This is a genomic window from Paenibacillus sp. FJAT-26967 (assembly GCF_001541095.1).
Taxonomy (GTDB): domain Bacteria; phylum Bacillota; class Bacilli; order Paenibacillales; family NBRC-103111; genus Paenibacillus_F.
This window is the reverse complement of sequence record NZ_LMXH01000003.1, coordinates 11,730-26,820: the sequence shown is the minus strand read 5'-3', so window position 1 is coordinate 26,820 and position 15,091 is coordinate 11,730. Positions and strand designations below refer to the sequence as shown.

General features: G+C 42.4%; 15 protein-coding genes. All 15 read right to left on the bottom strand.

Annotation, left to right across the window (positions count from 1 at the left end):
* Positions 1-139: 139 nt before the first annotated feature.
* The 15 genes from AR333_RS14715 to AR333_RS14645 all read right to left on the bottom strand — a co-directional run bounded on the left by AR333_RS14715 (position 140) and on the right by AR333_RS14645 (position 15,041).
* Positions 140-925 carry an ABC transporter permease gene (locus tag AR333_RS14715; RefSeq protein WP_068776145.1) on the bottom strand — a complete coding sequence of 262 codons (786 nt, stop codon included), beginning with the start codon at positions 923-925 and terminating at the stop codon, positions 140-142.
* Between the two features lie 3 nt (positions 926-928).
* Positions 929-1,738: an ABC-2 family transporter protein gene (locus AR333_RS14710; RefSeq protein ID WP_068776144.1), complete on the bottom strand. Its 810-nt coding sequence runs from the start codon at positions 1,736-1,738 to the stop codon at positions 929-931.
* The gene (locus AR333_RS14705; RefSeq protein WP_068776143.1) at positions 1,732-2,724 is read right to left on the bottom strand and encodes an ATP-binding cassette domain-containing protein; all 993 of its coding nucleotides are present in this window, start codon (positions 2,722-2,724) and stop codon (positions 1,732-1,734) included. Before AR333_RS14705 ends, AR333_RS14710 begins: the two co-directional genes overlap by 7 nt.
* Positions 2,725-2,773: 49 nt before the next feature.
* A complete protein-coding gene (locus tag AR333_RS14700) occupies positions 2,774-4,387 on the bottom strand; it encodes a discoidin domain-containing protein (protein ID WP_068776142.1) in 1,614 nt (537 codons plus the stop codon).
* A 14-nt stretch (positions 4,388-4,401) separates the two neighbouring features.
* The gene (locus AR333_RS14695) at positions 4,402-5,904 is read right to left on the bottom strand and encodes a class I adenylate-forming enzyme family protein (protein ID WP_068776141.1); all 1,503 of its coding nucleotides are present in this window, start codon (positions 5,902-5,904) and stop codon (positions 4,402-4,404) included.
* 51 nt (positions 5,905-5,955) lie between these two features.
* On the bottom strand, positions 5,956-6,207 hold the full coding sequence (locus AR333_RS14690; RefSeq protein WP_068776140.1) for an acyl carrier protein: 252 nt from the start codon (positions 6,205-6,207) through the stop codon (positions 5,956-5,958).
* Between the two features lie 49 nt (positions 6,208-6,256).
* Entirely contained in the window at positions 6,257-7,444 is a 1,188-nt protein-coding gene (locus AR333_RS14685; RefSeq protein ID WP_068776139.1) for a nucleotidyltransferase family protein, read from the bottom strand.
* A gap of 18 nt (positions 7,445-7,462) precedes the next feature.
* Positions 7,463-8,122, bottom strand: a complete 660-nt coding sequence (locus tag AR333_RS14680) for a hypothetical protein (RefSeq protein WP_068776138.1) — start codon at positions 8,120-8,122, stop codon at positions 7,463-7,465.
* Positions 8,119-8,760, bottom strand: a complete 642-nt coding sequence (gene tmk / locus AR333_RS14675; RefSeq protein WP_068776137.1) for a dTMP kinase — start codon at positions 8,758-8,760, stop codon at positions 8,119-8,121. The genes AR333_RS14680 and tmk overlap by 4 nt, the downstream gene beginning before the upstream one ends.
* Positions 8,761-8,783: 23 nt before the next feature.
* On the bottom strand, positions 8,784-9,338 hold the full coding sequence (locus AR333_RS14670) for an orotate phosphoribosyltransferase (protein ID WP_068776136.1): 555 nt from the start codon (positions 9,336-9,338) through the stop codon (positions 8,784-8,786).
* A 26-nt stretch (positions 9,339-9,364) separates the two neighbouring features.
* Positions 9,365-9,922: an adenine phosphoribosyltransferase gene (locus AR333_RS14665; protein ID WP_068776135.1), complete on the bottom strand. Its 558-nt coding sequence runs from the start codon at positions 9,920-9,922 to the stop codon at positions 9,365-9,367.
* Between the two features lie 12 nt (positions 9,923-9,934).
* Positions 9,935-11,419, bottom strand: coding sequence for a class I adenylate-forming enzyme family protein (locus tag AR333_RS14660; protein ID WP_068776134.1), 1,485 nt, complete (start codon positions 11,417-11,419; stop codon positions 9,935-9,937).
* A complete protein-coding gene (locus AR333_RS14655; protein ID WP_084783702.1) occupies positions 11,419-13,728 on the bottom strand; it encodes a beta-ketoacyl-[acyl-carrier-protein] synthase family protein in 2,310 nt (769 codons plus the stop codon). The genes AR333_RS14660 and AR333_RS14655 overlap by 1 nt, the downstream gene beginning before the upstream one ends.
* Positions 13,721-13,975 carry an acyl carrier protein gene (locus AR333_RS14650; RefSeq protein WP_068776132.1) on the bottom strand — a complete coding sequence of 85 codons (255 nt, stop codon included), beginning with the start codon at positions 13,973-13,975 and terminating at the stop codon, positions 13,721-13,723. The genes AR333_RS14655 and AR333_RS14650 overlap by 8 nt, the downstream gene beginning before the upstream one ends.
* Before the next feature lie 349 nt (positions 13,976-14,324).
* Positions 14,325-15,041, bottom strand: coding sequence for an IMP cyclohydrolase (locus AR333_RS14645; protein ID WP_068776131.1), 717 nt, complete (start codon positions 15,039-15,041; stop codon positions 14,325-14,327).
* Positions 15,042-15,091: the final 50 nt, after the last annotated feature.

Below are 15,091 nucleotides of genomic sequence, written 5' to 3'. Positions count from 1 at the left end.
AACAATTTTGTCCTTATATTCAACCATCTGTTTTGTCTTTTCAGATGTCAAGATTTTCTTCAACACAAAAAAGCACGCCAATTTTGGCGTGTTTGTTAGTTTAGCCTGTATCTCAAATTATTTTACCATTTCTTCTTTTTTAGCTGCCTGTACTTTCATATTTTTTAGAGCTAAGCAGCCAGAAACTATACGTCACCAATAAGAAGATAACCCCTATAAGGAAAGTATACTTTCCTAATGAATCTCCCGAATTACGGCCAATAAACCATTCAGCCGGATAATAGGATATGAACCCCATAGGATAGAATGTAAACAGAAACATAATACTTTGATTGTACAACGATAACGGATAAGTCATATAGTTGTTGTTAATCGTAAATCCAAGAAATTGCAAAGCATTAGTGTCCAGGATCTTAAAACTCAGACCCGCCCAGATCAGCAATACTCCTGTCTGTATACAGGCAGCTCCGATAATGATCTGTATTAATTGGAATATTTTCCATGAACTCATGACAATGTCCAGTTGAAGGATGGAATACACCAGAACCGTTCCCCCAATCAATAGATGAGCCCACGAGTTTAATTCCAGACGGCCAGATAGTACCTGAATAATTAGCGAATGGGGTCGAACCAGCATAATATCCAACTGCCCGCTTCTTACTAATTGTGAAAAATCCCTGATACCAGCAAATATACTAATCATCAGACCATACGAGAATAAAAATAAGCTGAATAATAAAGCTACCTCAGAAGAACTCCATCCCTTTAGCTCATTGAAATAATGAAGAGTTGTATACAAGACAATAAGTTGTGTTCCATATAGAAAAAGAATGCCTATAAAACCGAGCCACATATTAGCTCTGTACATTCTTGACGCTTTTAACTGAAGCTTTAAGGCATGCATGTATAACCTCAGTTCATTCATTGGTTATCCTCCACTAATTTCTATTCTTTTGACCATGATGCTCCACATCCATTTAGCCCATACATAGACCACAATAAGCCAAAAGCCCTGAATTCCGATAAAAGCCACTGATTTAGCTATCGAATATTGCTGCAAATAAATTTGAATCGGAACAAAAGCAACCATAGCAAAAGGCAAATATTCAACTAGTACAACGACGGATACAGGGAAAATCCAAAGCGGAACGTAAATTCCAGAAAGAAAACGAACCAAATTATTTTTGAGTACATTTAATGTGAATAGATGTTGAATCCAGAAAGCTAAGATAGCCACAAAATAATTGATATAGAACATAATCGCAAAAGATAAAGTAAGGCTGATGAAAAATAAAAGGAGAACTAAAGGATCCTTCGGTACATTAATATCTAAGACAAAAAAAACAACTGTATAGATGGGAAGGGATAATGTTAAGAGTCTACTTACAAACCTCCCTGATTCTTGGGCAAAAAGATACCAGGAATGCTCCATTGGCCGTATCAGCTCATTGCCGATTGCGCCGCTTATGACCCTTTCCTGTACTCCGCGTACAAACTCCATATCAATATGAGCTACTAATCTCGCTAATGCCATGTAAGTAATCATTTGAGAAAGGCTTTGTTTAACCAAATCTCCGTTGGCATTATAAATCCCTTCCCACAACTGGACGCTTAGAAAAACAATAATAAATTCACTAGCCAGTTGAATGAAATAGTTCGCTCTGAATACTAAAGTCTTTTTAAAAGACTGAACAGCTAGATAATAGGCCGCACGTCCGCTCGAAAGAATGGCTAACATGTCTGATCGACTCTCTTTTCATAAAAGTCCCGAATTAATACTTCGATTCTGGGTTCTTCGATATGGCAATCCAACACTTGATATTGGGATGCTATCATCTGAATCAGCCTTGTAGAGGATATGTTGTGTTTATCGTAATGAATCTTCGCTACCCGGTCCTTTAATTCAATGGATCTAGTCCCCTCTATACTCATGGCTGTGACGTCTTCTTCCAATTGAACCGTTAGGACTCGCTCTTTACCGTAAATCTCCCGGAATTGTTTCATCGCTCCATCATGAATAATTTGCCCTTCATTGATTAGAATGATCCTGCCGCATACTTGCTCAATATCGTCCATATCATGTGTGGTCAAAATAATGGTTGTTTCTTTCTCTTGGTTAATTTCTCTTAAAAATTCGCGAATATGTTCCTTCGCCACAATGTCTAATCCGATAGTCGGCTCATCCAAATAGCAAATATCCGGATTGTGAAAAAACGCACATGCGATTTCTGCACGCATTCGCTGACCAAGACTTAACTGCCTGACCGGCGTCGTATCGAATTCAGAGATTCGGAGCAGCGTCATCATTTTATCTAGATTCCGTTTGTAGACTGGCTCCGGGATCCGGTAAATGAACCTGAACAGTTCAAAAGAGTCTTTTGGCGATAAATCCCATACCAATTGTGACTTTTGACCAAAAACAGCTCCGATCCGTTGAGCATTTTCTTTTCTTTTTTTGTAAGGTTCTATTCCATTTACGGTCACTTTTCCCGAAGTCGGTGTCAGAATCCCCGTCATCAACTTAATCGTTGTAGACTTGCCAGAGCCATTAGGCCCGATATATCCTACTGCTTCACCTCTATCTATAGAGAAGCCAATGCTTTTAACCGCTTCCTTCTTCTGCATCTGTGGAGCAAATAGATCCACGATTCCGCCAAGGGCTCCTGTTCGCAACTTTTTCACTTGATATACTTTACATAAATCCTCTACCCGAATAATAGACATTGCTCAACCTACTTCCTCTTTCGTATCATTACACAGTAGTTTCTATAACTTACTTTTTATTCCATACAGAAAATGTCCATAATGAATAGCCGTATTCCGTCGCTCTCTTAATACCGCTCATTCTTACATACCTCTGCTGCTGGGTCTCGAAATGCAGGATCTCCGTCTTTCCTTTACAATCAAGATTGGTGTAAATGGTTGTCCAGTTCACTCCATCATTGGATACATCCAGGTGGTAGGATGCTGCATGTGCATCTTCCCATTTCAAAATAACGCTGTTAAAATTAGTGACTCCTCCCAAATCTATATAAATCCACTGAGAATCGTCACAAAGACTACTCCATCTCGTATCCTGATTTCCGTCTGTCACATTATCTTTGTTGTATAACAAATTCTCATCTGAGGAGGAATATACAGGTCTATTCACTGCCAAATCCTCATTCTTTGTATCCCATTTCGTCTCGGCTAACATAGTGGCTTGTTCTTCGCTCTTATTGCCTAAAGCATCCCGGGATGATACAGAGACAGAATAGGAACGATCGGGAATCAGATTGGAAAAGGTATAGGAACACCCTTTGGTGTTATCAAGAAAAGCTCCATCCAGATAAATGTCATAGGAATTCGTCCAGATATCGGCAGACTCCTTCCATCTGATCTTGATGCTTGTATCACTGGATGCCACAGTTTCAAGTTGTTCGGGGGAAAATATTTCCCTTGTGCCGTCAAATGTACTTCTCCAGCCAGATACGTCAGACGTCGTTTCCAGCTTAAGTCGCTGAACCAAGTCAGATTCCATAGAACTCAGTTTTTTACAACAGGCAGAAAGGCCTTCACTATCTAATTTTTTCGTGATACTTGCCTTCAGGAGCATAATTTTCAGTAGTTCTATGGTTTTAATATAATGAGAAATAAGATCCCCAAAGAGCTCAGACAATACACCATCTGTCATTAAGTAACGCGCAAAAAGGAATCTTGATCCCGCTATTATGGATAGAGCATCATCCATATAAGGGATTAGTTCTATCGCTTCATTTGGATGTACATCTGTTAGTCTGACGAAAATACTTTCATAGAAATTAAAATCATGATCAATAGATTCAATATGCAGCTTTAATTTCGCTCTATTTTGTATCATTGTGGTTTCAGAGAGCTCGTAGTTATGAAGATCATAGTAGGTTATATATTTCCTTCTGGAATAATTACATCCGTCATGGATTCTAGATACCGGAGAGATAACTCCCTGCTTAACCGGGATGTCATCCAATAGAAAAGAATCTTTCTCTTCATAGCCCTTTATCGCCAAGGAGTGGTGCAAAAGCGGATCTAATTTTCTGTGATCTATGTAATGAGCATCCAGCCATATAAAAACATCTTGCTTGCGCTCTATTAATTCGTTAACAAGCGGAATTACGTCTTCAAATTGCTGATAGGCAACCTTTACGGTTTCGATGCCGAAATCCGCCCAGTTTCCTCCTACATTCGGTTCGTATGACCACTTTCTTTGCTTCTTGGTTATGATTTCTTCATGTACCTCTTTTGCATTTTCCCATGCATTATAAAAGAAGACATTCAAATCTATGCCGTTAGCCGCCAGATAATTAAACACCTGAATTTTCCGGCAGTCCAAATAGTTATATGAAGGATTATTAAATACCTTTTCCATCTCTTAATACTCCTTTATTGATGTAATTCTGAGCCGGAATCTGCCTGTTCAGCCATCGCCTTTAATCGTTTTCTATCCAATTTACCATTGCCTGTCTTCGGCATATCCTCAACAAAGATCCATTCCTTCGGCACTTTATAATTTGAAAGCTCCTTGCGGCAGTGAAGCTCCAGTTCCTTTATATGTATCCCGTCCATGCTCCTGGGCTTAATATAGGCCAGGATAGATTCTCCGTAGAGCTCATCAGGGCGGCTTACAACTGCAGCATCTTCAATGGATTCCATCCGCAGCAGGCATTGTTCAATTTCCTCTGGAAATACATTATGCCCGCCTATCAGAAACATATTTTTCTTGCGGCCCGTAATATGGAGGTTCCCTTCTTTATCCATATAGCCGTAATCGCCAGTCCGAAGACGGCCATTTGCCAATAAAGGACGAGTCAATTCCGGGTTATTATAGTATCCGAGCATGACGCCATTCCCGGAAACTAGAACATCGCCGGCCATGCCCGGCTGCAACTCGTTCCCCTCAGAATCCACAATCGAGATGTTAACGCCTTCGACTGCAGGGCCGCAGTGCAGCTGCTGCTGTCCAGGACGCATAACAGACACCCGTGGGGAAGCCTCCGTTAAACCGTATGTCTGTAAAATATCTGCTTGAGGAAAATAGCTGCGCATCTCCATAAAGAGCCGCTCTGTAAGCTGGGCGCCGCTAACTACAACAAGTCTAATTCGTGAAAGAGGCTGGTTCGGTTCGCGGAGCAGTTCGATGAATGTTGTTGGTACGCCGGAGAAGCAAGTAACATCCAACTGACTCAAAAAACCTTTAAGAACCCGCGGAAATAATGGCAGAGGAAAAAGCACAAGTGGAACTCTGAACTGCAAACAAGTTAAAATTTGAGTGGTAAGAACAGAGCTGAATGATGCCGGCATTGTAATAAACCATCGATCCTCTGGAGTAAGCCCTATAGCCTTACCATGGGCATGAGCATTACTTAATAAGTTATGAGGTGTTAGCATCACCAGGTTAGGTGTACCTGTACTACCGGATGTAGGAAGAAGAACCGTACACTCATGAAGCTGTTCCTCGCTGATTTCCTGATTCAACAACTCTTCATCCGACAATTCCATGTCATCTGCTTGAAAGAGTAACAACTCCTGCTCAGCATCCCATAAATTCCAGATTCCCGGTCCTTCATGCTGTTGATCTGCCCATCCGGCTCTGCATTCACTTAAATGAATAAGAGAATCTACTTCCTTGGACGTTGCACGAAAAGGTATAAGCACAGGTATATGTCCTGCAGCCCAGGTACCGAACAACGCCGTAACGAAGGAAGCCCCGTTATTGAATTTCAAAGCGATTCTGCTTCTTTCCGGCAGATCTTTTAGCGCTAAAGAAAATTTTTTGCTTATGTTCCAATATTGTTGATAGCTCCATGAGTGTTTCAATGTCATGAAGGCAAGTTGATCCGAATAAGTATGAGCAGCTTGATAAAGGAGAGCAGCTATAGGATGCATCAACAGTTCAACCCTCCGGAATATAGATTGAAGAATACACTCATTATGAAGTTATAGAGCTATTAGTTCAGAAAGAGTATTTTCTAAATTTTGTACCGTTGCCATCTTTTCACCTACAAGCAATTCATAAGGAAAAGTAACCTGAAATTCTTGTTCCAGTTTCACGATGAATGTAATCATTGACATGGAATCAAATCCAAGATCCTGAAGAAAACGGCTATCGCTTCGGATTTGATCTGTCGGGATATCAAGCGGAGAGCACTCCGCTATAATTTCTTTCAATTTAACTAAACCTTCACTCATTGTGTTTACTCCTCTTATGAACGATTCATTGATCGCCGCGTTTTATAAATTATCGGAACTGGCCTTCAAAGACACCAAAAAATTTGTTGGATTCTGCGAAGCGTTCGCGATCCACTTGAAACACCTGAAAAACCTCATCTATTCTTGATCGGTCAAAAAGCCGTTCCATAAAGGAAGTTTTCCACTGGACAGGCTCGGCTTCTTCCTGGGCATATTGGTTTAGATAATCTAACCGCTCGGGACGAATGGCTTCCATAAACGAAGCGGGAAATATCTCGCCGAATAATAATTCGACATGATAAGCCACATAGTAGAACACATGATTAACCTGGCCCTCCAGCAAATCAGCTGCGAATTGTACCCAGTCTATGGAGCCTTTGTTGAGCAGTACAGATTCATAAATATCTACATATTTAATAAGTTCATTATCTTTTCTATTCAGAATCCCCTGCATTAACGCAGCATCCTGATAAGCATGAGAGGCTAGCTGCAACAAATTATGGGTTGGGGAAAGTGTATAGCAAGGTACATGCTGCTCGCCGATAAAACGGAGTTCGGCATTCTCAAACAACTCTTTAATCGGAAATGCGTGCTGTAAATTCTTTGATCTACTGAAGATATCAAAATGAACATCTAATTCAATAAACTCACAAAATGGTTTCTTGATTTCTTTAAGGAAAGGTACTAGTTCGTGGGTTGTCATCCGTTTCAACATAATTTGTTGCCGGCTGGCCGGTACAATTATTTTCTCATCAAGCTTGTAATGTCCTTGAATGAACTGAAGTGAGGAAATTATCTCCGCCGCTTTGGTTAGATCGTTCTCGGGAATAAGCAAATCTATATCATTGCTATAACGGAGACCGATATCAGGATATACTGTGTATCGAAGCATACTGCCCTTTAGTAAGACACAACGCACATCCGCGTTGTATAATGCCTCCAGAACAGACGATAACTCTTCCATCATCCTTTCGTTCCTATACTGATTGGATTGAAAATAAAGGTCGAGGATGTGGCGCCATTTCCCAGGTATTAAGCCCTCTAATTTATATTTTTTAATATTCCAGAAAGTAATAAGGGCTAATTTGTGGTCTAATAGATAACTGATCCATACTGCATGGTCAAAATTTTTAACTGCGAAGAACGTGCGGGCCCGCTCCAGATTCTCGTCTGTTACCGTAATGCTTCCCAGTAAAAGCACTGTTTGCTGCTCTATTGTCCATTCACACTGCTGCATGCGCCTGCCCCCTTATGCTTAATGAAAATTCGGATTGAGATTTCCTATATGCTCCAAACCTACACGCAACTGCTCCCTAGCCCCGAATGTAGGATAGAAAGTCCCTTGTTCCGGTTGATAAATACGCGCAGCCGGCATCATCGTCTTCCCACGGACAAATAGGGATAAGCAATGTTCGGAATCGCTCTCGTTTATTGTCTGATGAGCTACATCTAATTGCCCTGAATGAGTATCTCCCTCTTGTAACAGCCTGTTACCGATGAGCTCTAGTTTGGCTGTTCTCTTCTCTTCGTCAATATCAGCGATACGGAAAGAGGTGTCTCTGTATGCTCCTTTGAGAATAAGTGTTGAATACAGCCATTTGTGACTATGCACTTTTGCAGAGGTTTCACCATTTAACTTCTTATGTTTAAAACGATGGATACGTATCCGGAAAAGATCTTCAGGATGCATATAAATCATAAATTTGTCCATAGTGATACGCGGGTAGTTCATATGCGGCTCATATTGGTTCAACAATTCTTCATCACGAAGAATCTGCTGGCAGCGAGATTGAATTTCTTCCGGATGGCGTCCGAATGTCTTCAAAATCTCCTCCACGACCTTACTGTCACGATAAGTAGAATCATTCCAGTCTACATTCTGTTCCAATTCTTTTACTAAACAGGACCAGTTCATTTAAATACCTCCGCTGTTTCAATAATCTTATTAACTTGCGTAAGCATATCTTCAAACGCCTCATCAGGTGTACGTGAAGTATCCAACGAAATGAGTCCCATTTCTTGAATTAAATTTCTGTATTGCGCAGTAACATCCCGGTGAAGTTGTTCATTCAGGTAGCGATCTTTCTCGCTCTCTCTTGCTTTTACACGCTCTAGGGAAAGTTCGGCGGGCACATCTGCCAAAAGAACCAGATCAGGTTGAGGAAGATGCTCCATCACTTCAAAGAACCAGTTTTCATTCAGATAACCTCTAGCACGCATATTGGCAATCGACGTATAAACATAGCGGTCGCTTATTACAATTTTCCCTTCCTGCAGCGCAGGAAGAATTTCTTCATGTGCATGCTGAAGTCTTTCGGAGAGTGTCAGTAACAGTACAGCTCTATAATCCACATTTGGTTTAGGCGTGTACATCATCGTTTTAAAGATATCCATTTCTCTCACAAGGTCGCGTGGCTGCTTTGTAAACAAAAGCTTTTCAGCCGGAAACCGCGCTAACAAGTCGGCCTGCAATTTCTCAATCATCGTTGTTTTACCACTGCCGTCCACACCGCACATCACAATCAGCTTGCCCGAAAATCCATGAGTTTTCATAGTTATCATCCCTTCTCTCGCTCTCAGGAGTCTGTTTGATTTATTTCATTAATTTGGAATAGGCTAAATAATGGCACACCGATTTCTCTGAGCCTAATATCCGCTCCACGCTGCCGGTCAAGTATGCTGATGGCAAGAACGATCTCCGCTCCCAAACCGCGTAAAAATTCGGCGCATCGTATTAATGTATCCCCACTTGAGGAAACATCATCGATCAATACGTAGCGGCTTCCGGCACGGACCGATGTGGTCAATAATCCCGAAACCCCATGATTCTTTTGAGTTTTACGAATATAGGCCCCCTGAAGCGGGACATTCTTTAACTCAGCGAGCACTAACAAAGCCCCTATTATGGGAGTAGCCCCTGTATCTTCTCCTGCGATCGCGTCCGCCCTCACTTCCACAATTTTATCCAGTATTTGAGTGGACGCGGCTGTCAGAGCAGAGGGATGGCTGGTAATTACCCGGCCATCCACAAAAAAAGTGGATGGTGTCCCATCCTTCAAAATATAATCTCCGTATTGTACAGAGCTTCGGACGATTTCGGTCAAACTTGTTTGAATAGAAACTGGATTCATGTGATCTCCTATTTGGCGGATAATGGTTACTTATCTAAAACGATAACGCCTGATTCTTCTACCTGAATTTTCATTACCGTTTTAACATCGAGGCCCGTTTCCGTTTTGACGCGTTCCACACCTCTGTTATCTACCTTTTCAACAAGCACTAAGACTTCGGCTATATCTGCACCACGCTGCCTTACCGCATCGATAAGAGAGATTAATGTTCCTCCCGTACTAATCGTGTCATCTACAAGAATGACCTGATCACCTGGATTGATGCCGTTTACATAGAGATTTCCTTTGTAGTACTCGCAACTGATCGGTATGTTGATTTCTGTCGGAAGATGATAGGGATACCACCTTGCAACTGCAAGAGGAAGCCCTCTAATTAAAGAAACCGTTGTAGCAAGAGCGACCCCTTTGTCTTCTTCCGTCAAAATTTTATTTCCCGCCCATTCACCAATTTTGATTAACTCATGAGCAGCATGCCACAGCAGTTGCGGACGCAGCGCAGGAATCTGATCGGTCATCTCATTAATGGTCGTTAAATATTCTCCTGTCTTCATTACACTTGCTTTTTTGTAAGCGTCAGCCAACATAATGTCCACTCCTTAGCATTCATTCATATAGTAAGATCGTAAAATTTTCCCTGAATCACTTCTCTGAAGCTTGTCTACCCGATGAATCGTCTTGGGCACCTTAAAAGCAGAAAGTCTTTCCCTGCAGTACAAGTACAAATCGTTTTCATCCATGTTACTCAGAGCTTTAGCAACGATGAAAGCTTGCACGACCTCGCCTCTCCACTCGTCCTTCTTAGGTACAACCAGACATTCTTCGACCCAGCCGCTGCCCATCATGACCTCTTCAACTTCTGCAGGATCGACTTTATTGCCGCCAACATTGATCATCCACTTCTTGCGCTGGGACAAGTACAAATAACCATCCTCATCAAGCCATCCTAAGTCTCCTGTAGGAACACCAAACTTTGTATTCAGCGAATGGGTACAATCGATCGAATCAGACCAATAACTCAAGGGTGCATAAGGACGTTGAATATGGATTTCCCCAATTTGATTGGCAGACAGCAAGATGCCTTCTTCATTCAAGATAGATACTGCCACTCCCTGAAGCGGCTTACCTACTGAATCCGGCTTGTGCGGAGAATCGTTTAACGAAACCACCCCGCCTTCCGACAAACCATACTCCTGCAGCAAAGGGGTTCCTGCATGTTCCCTAAACTGCTGTGCTGTAAGCTTAGACAACTTTACTCCGCCCGTATAGGCAAGACGCAAGCTTGATAGGCTGCATGCAAGATCTTCTGATTGAAGCAGTCCCATATAATGATAGGGGACACCTATTGTTAAAGTGATTCGGTGTTTGGAACAGAGTTCGATAAACCTCTTGGGACTAAAACCTTTGGAAACCACCAGACAGGCTCCCGACTTAATTGCCGCCCGCCAAAATCCACAAGCAAAACTATGGTGCAGAGGACTGGCACAAAGAATTCGATCTTCAGGTGACATTGAAGTATGTGATGCGATCGCTTCTGCTTCATCCAGCAGATTACCAAGTTGACGGCCCACAGCCTTCGGCACACCAGAAGAACCGGATGTTACATGTATAATTAGTTCTGTCTCAGGGGGAAGCCGTCGCTTCTTAAATATTTCGTTTGGATTATCTCTGTCACAAGTAAATTCTACCGGTACATTCAATGGATGAATTCCATGAGCTGTTTCACTTCCATCGTGTCTATCGCTAAAGATATACTCAGGATCGAATAAAGAGAGGATCTTCGAGCGTTCCAGAGCCTTCTGGTCATACGCGACCGGAAGAACGAGTGCTCCAATCTCCATTGAAGCTAACATGGCTGCAAAGAACGGGACCGCTTCTCGGCAAGATATCAAGATTCGGGTTCCTTCCCTAACGCCTTGCTGCCACATCTCATGCCGTACACATTTATATAGTTCATAAAGTCGGGCATAAGTCGTTGTGTTGTCACCCTCTATTACTGCTGCGCGGTCAGGGAAGGCAGCAGCATAGACTGCCAGCCTTTCCTCTAAACCATGGGCCTGAGATAACTCGGTTAGATGTTGCATTATTCGGATTCACCTACCCACGCTTTGCGCAGCAACGCACTCACTACTGTTCCTCTTTTCGATGCGGAATAACACCATAACAGGGATTCATCGTCCTGTTGTTTCTCCATCCACTCCGCAGCCCGTATAAGGGCAAGAGTCATCCCCGCTCCCCATACTTTCCCACGAACCAGATCTAGTGTACTTATTCGTTGAAAACCGTTTATTTTCGCATCCATCCGTTCTAATACCTCAATTTCAGTTTTCTGCAATGAAGTACTTTCATCATTCGAGTTGCAGCAAATGCCCGTAAGGGCATCAAGATTCTCGATGCCCGAGACTTGACATGCCTCTCTCAACGAACGATACAGGGCTTCAACCCGTGTGGCAGAACGCCCGTCATACGAATAACTACTTCCTACTCCTATTATTTCAATAGAATAACGCGGAATTTGCTTGCAAGAATGCAGGTTGGATTCGAGTACAACCATTGCTGTCGCCTCTACTAAATCATCGATTCCATTTCTGTAATCGGGATGCCTGTTAACGGCAAAAGCAGATAGCTCATCGTATCCCCCAATCACCATCTGATCGGCAGAATCACTCTTTAGCTGATCATACGCATAACGTAGAGCATCTCCTCCGGCATTGCTTCCGACAGCAAACGTCGAATTAATGCCTTTAAGCTGATAACGAATGGCTGCAAATGTGGCAGGTGCGTTAAACGTATTTTTGGTAGCTTCATTCGGATTAAGCGCCCGCGTACCTTTTGACAGAATAGTAGATAGCAATCTTTCTCCCGTGCACTGAGAACCATAGAAGGTTTCCAGAGAAATACCTATCCGCTCTGCATTCGTCGATTTATCCGGCAATCCCGCACTCTTCAATGCTTCGCCTACTGTATGTACAACCTGTGATGCTATCCTGTCGTATTCTATGTCTCTCTCCATTTCTTGCTCGATCATATACAGACGTTTACCATTATCAGTCACCTTGCAATATTCGGAGGTCTTGCTTGGAGCAAGATAAGACCAGCCCTTCAAGAAAACGCGGTGGGATTCTGAAGCGATCAGCTTTTTTTCATTTATCGAAGAAGATAGGTTACTCCCGGATGCCATGACTAACGAAGCATTCACACCGCCAAAACCAAGGGAGTTGGACATGGCAACTTTCATTGGTATAGAAGCGGGCTTGTCCTGTATGAAATTAAAGGAAAACTCAGGGTCCGGGTTAATCAGGTTAGCAGTAGGGGTTACTTGCTGATATTTTAAACTGAGCGCCGTTACAATGGCCTCTACACTTCCCGCCGCTCCTTGCAGATGGCCGGTTACAGACTTAACAGAATTAACCGCAATCCGTTCCGAGGTTTCTCCAAACTTCTGTTGAAGTGCCTCCATCTCGTTGCTGTCGTTTGCTGCCGTCCCGGTTCCATGACAATTGATATATCCTATATCATCAGGCTGCAACCCATGACTGGACAGGGCAATGTCCATTGCACGAAGCAGCCCCTCACTGCTGGCTCGTGTCATATGCACGGCGTCACATGTTATCCCGCACCCTAGAATTTCTGCATAAATTTCGGCATTACGGGAACGCGCACTTTCCAGAGATTCCAGTACAAGGATTCCTGATCCTTCACCAAGAATCATGCCGTTACGCTGTTGATCAAATGGTCTGCAAATGTCATTGGATACGATACGCAGCGCGTTAAAAATAGCAAGCGGCACCTGGGCAATAGCATCTGTCCCTCCCGCCAGCATAATATTCGTGTGTCCATTGCGAATGAGTTGTGCCGCATAACCAATACTCATGGTCCCGGATGCGCAAGCGGCTGACATCGTGGAGACCATCCCTTGAATACCAAGCCGGTTAGCGATGGTTTGAGCCGCCCCGGCATAGTAAGCTTGAGAAGTTAAAGCTAAATCGCCCGACAATTCTCCGCCTGCATCCCTTTGCTGTTCAAATGCTTGTTTGTAGATTGCTTCCCCCGAGACCCACCCGGCACTTGTGGTAGATAGAATTAAACCTGCAGAGGCCAATTCCCGTTTACTTATTCCAGCATCACGGATAGCTTGAGAAACTGCATCGAGCGCGTAACGGGTAGCTGGATCCAGCGAGTGAAACCCGCTCTTTGTATTCGCTGATGGAATAAACGCCCCTTTACCAATACGATAAGCGCTTCCATCGAAACGAGTGGGATTAGTGAAAGCTTGTTGCTGCATTTGTAGTCCTTGCCAAAGATTATCTGTACCTGAACCTAGAGCAGTGACTGCGCCCATACCTGAAATAACAACTCTAGTACTCAGTGGTGACTTCACTCTTTTACTCATGGCTAAGCGATTGCCTTTTGCTTTCCAAAAGCTGCATTGCTCCAGATAAAGTATAAAGATGTTCTAAATCCCCATCGTCGATAATAACGCCAAAAGCCTGTTCAAGCTCAAAAGCTAGAGTCAACATGTCTAATGAATCTGCTCCCAGTTGGCTAAAAACATTTACATCGGCAGTAAGCTGATGCATGGGAAGTTTAAGAGTTACACTATAGATGGATTGAAGTTTCTCCACACAAATATCGTACATATACTATCTCCCTTGTCATGTGAATGAATTGGATAAAATGAGAACAACACGCGTTGAAATATATCTTTAAATGGCATATAATAACCAACAAGAGAAAAACTTTATCACTTCGTGCATGACAAATAAACGTCATCATTAGTGACAAAAGACCTATTTCTCTCACGAGACCTTTTCCATCTTGCCCGCCAAAGCTGATTGGAAAAGGTCTTTCCTATTTTAAAAAATGTAAAATTTATTTAAAAATTTCCGTTTCTTTGAAATTAATTACACTATTATCAAATATATTTAAGTTTTGTAAATTTGTCAATATACATAGGTACGTTTAGTTACTCTACTAATTAATTATTTTTTAATGCTTATTTCTAATAACAATTTCAGTGTCTCCATTGTTCCTATCAATGGTTTTTACTAACAAGGAGATACGGTTCTCCTCGTTAAGAAGTCCCCAATAAAGATCTGCAATCTGATCTATATTGCCTGAGATTTCAACTGGAAAAGGTTCTCCTGAAAAAGACGGGAGAGGATCTCCATCACCGTTATAAGTATGCAGACAATGTCCCACTCCGGGTATTGCGGTCTCATAGTTATAGTAGAATCTTCCGCACACATCTCCGCTATTCAACAATTTTAGGATAGATAACTGGTAGGCATACTTAGAGTTAAGATCAATCATCCCTGTTATTCTTGGTGTGAAGTTAGGCGCATCTGGTTCATAGACTCTTGTGAACAAGGCCTCCTCCATAGATTCGCCTTCGCTAATAAAGTTGTATACCGTATCTGTCTGATCCCCATTGGATACAATGTGCACACGGCCGACAGACTTAATCGGGTTATAGATAATTAAAGAAGAATCCGTGACCTTATCTGGATCATGGGCTTCCGTCCTCACGAAATCTCCTTCTCTTACAAATACACGGTTACGGCTGTTACTGCTTCTTCCCATAATCCAATAAATTTGTGTAAGCGTTCTCTGATCTTGATTGAGCCCGATAATGATTCCTCGCCCAGGGTAGACATTATCCGAAATCCGGCAGAGATTATCATGGGCTAATTCTAGAATATTCATCTTCATTTTCCCCTTTTGTAAAATACTAGTATACTTCATTCCTTTTAATA

What these genes read in the sequence shown, in the direction of transcription:
- AR333_RS14715 (WP_068776145.1), bottom strand. Translation starts at nt 925, where the DNA reads ATGAATGAACTGAGGTTATACATGCATGCCTTAAAGCTTCAGTTAAAA.
- AR333_RS14710 (WP_068776144.1), bottom strand. Translation starts at nt 1,738, where the DNA reads ATGTTAGCCATTCTTTCGAGCGGACGTGCGGCCTATTATCTAGCTGTT.
- AR333_RS14705 (WP_068776143.1), bottom strand. Translation starts at nt 2,724, where the DNA reads ATGTCTATTATTCGGGTAGAGGATTTATGTAAAGTATATCAAGTGAAA.
- AR333_RS14700 (WP_068776142.1), bottom strand. Translation starts at nt 4,387, where the DNA reads ATGGAAAAGGTATTTAATAATCCTTCATATAACTATTTGGACTGCCGG.
- AR333_RS14695 (WP_068776141.1), bottom strand. Translation starts at nt 5,904, where the DNA reads ATGCATCCTATAGCTGCTCTCCTTTATCAAGCTGCTCATACTTATTCG.
- AR333_RS14690 (WP_068776140.1), bottom strand. Translation starts at nt 6,207, where the DNA reads ATGAGTGAAGGTTTAGTTAAATTGAAAGAAATTATAGCGGAGTGCTCT.
- AR333_RS14685 (WP_068776139.1), bottom strand. Translation starts at nt 7,444, where the DNA reads ATGCAGCAGTGTGAATGGACAATAGAGCAGCAAACAGTGCTTTTACTG.
- AR333_RS14680 (WP_068776138.1), bottom strand. Translation starts at nt 8,122, where the DNA reads ATGAACTGGTCCTGTTTAGTAAAAGAATTGGAACAGAATGTAGACTGG.
- tmk (WP_068776137.1), bottom strand. Translation starts at nt 8,760, where the DNA reads ATGAAAACTCATGGATTTTCGGGCAAGCTGATTGTGATGTGCGGTGTG.
- AR333_RS14670 (WP_068776136.1), bottom strand. Translation starts at nt 9,338, where the DNA reads ATGAATCCAGTTTCTATTCAAACAAGTTTGACCGAAATCGTCCGAAGC.
- AR333_RS14665 (WP_068776135.1), bottom strand. Translation starts at nt 9,922, where the DNA reads ATGTTGGCTGACGCTTACAAAAAAGCAAGTGTAATGAAGACAGGAGAA.
- AR333_RS14660 (WP_068776134.1), bottom strand. Translation starts at nt 11,419, where the DNA reads ATGCAACATCTAACCGAGTTATCTCAGGCCCATGGTTTAGAGGAAAGG.
- AR333_RS14655 (WP_084783702.1), bottom strand. Translation starts at nt 13,728, where the DNA reads ATGAGTAAAAGAGTGAAGTCACCACTGAGTACTAGAGTTGTTATTTCA.
- AR333_RS14650 (WP_068776132.1), bottom strand. Translation starts at nt 13,975, where the DNA reads ATGTACGATATTTGTGTGGAGAAACTTCAATCCATCTATAGTGTAACT.
- AR333_RS14645 (WP_068776131.1), bottom strand. Translation starts at nt 15,041, where the DNA reads ATGAATATTCTAGAATTAGCCCATGATAATCTCTGCCGGATTTCGGAT.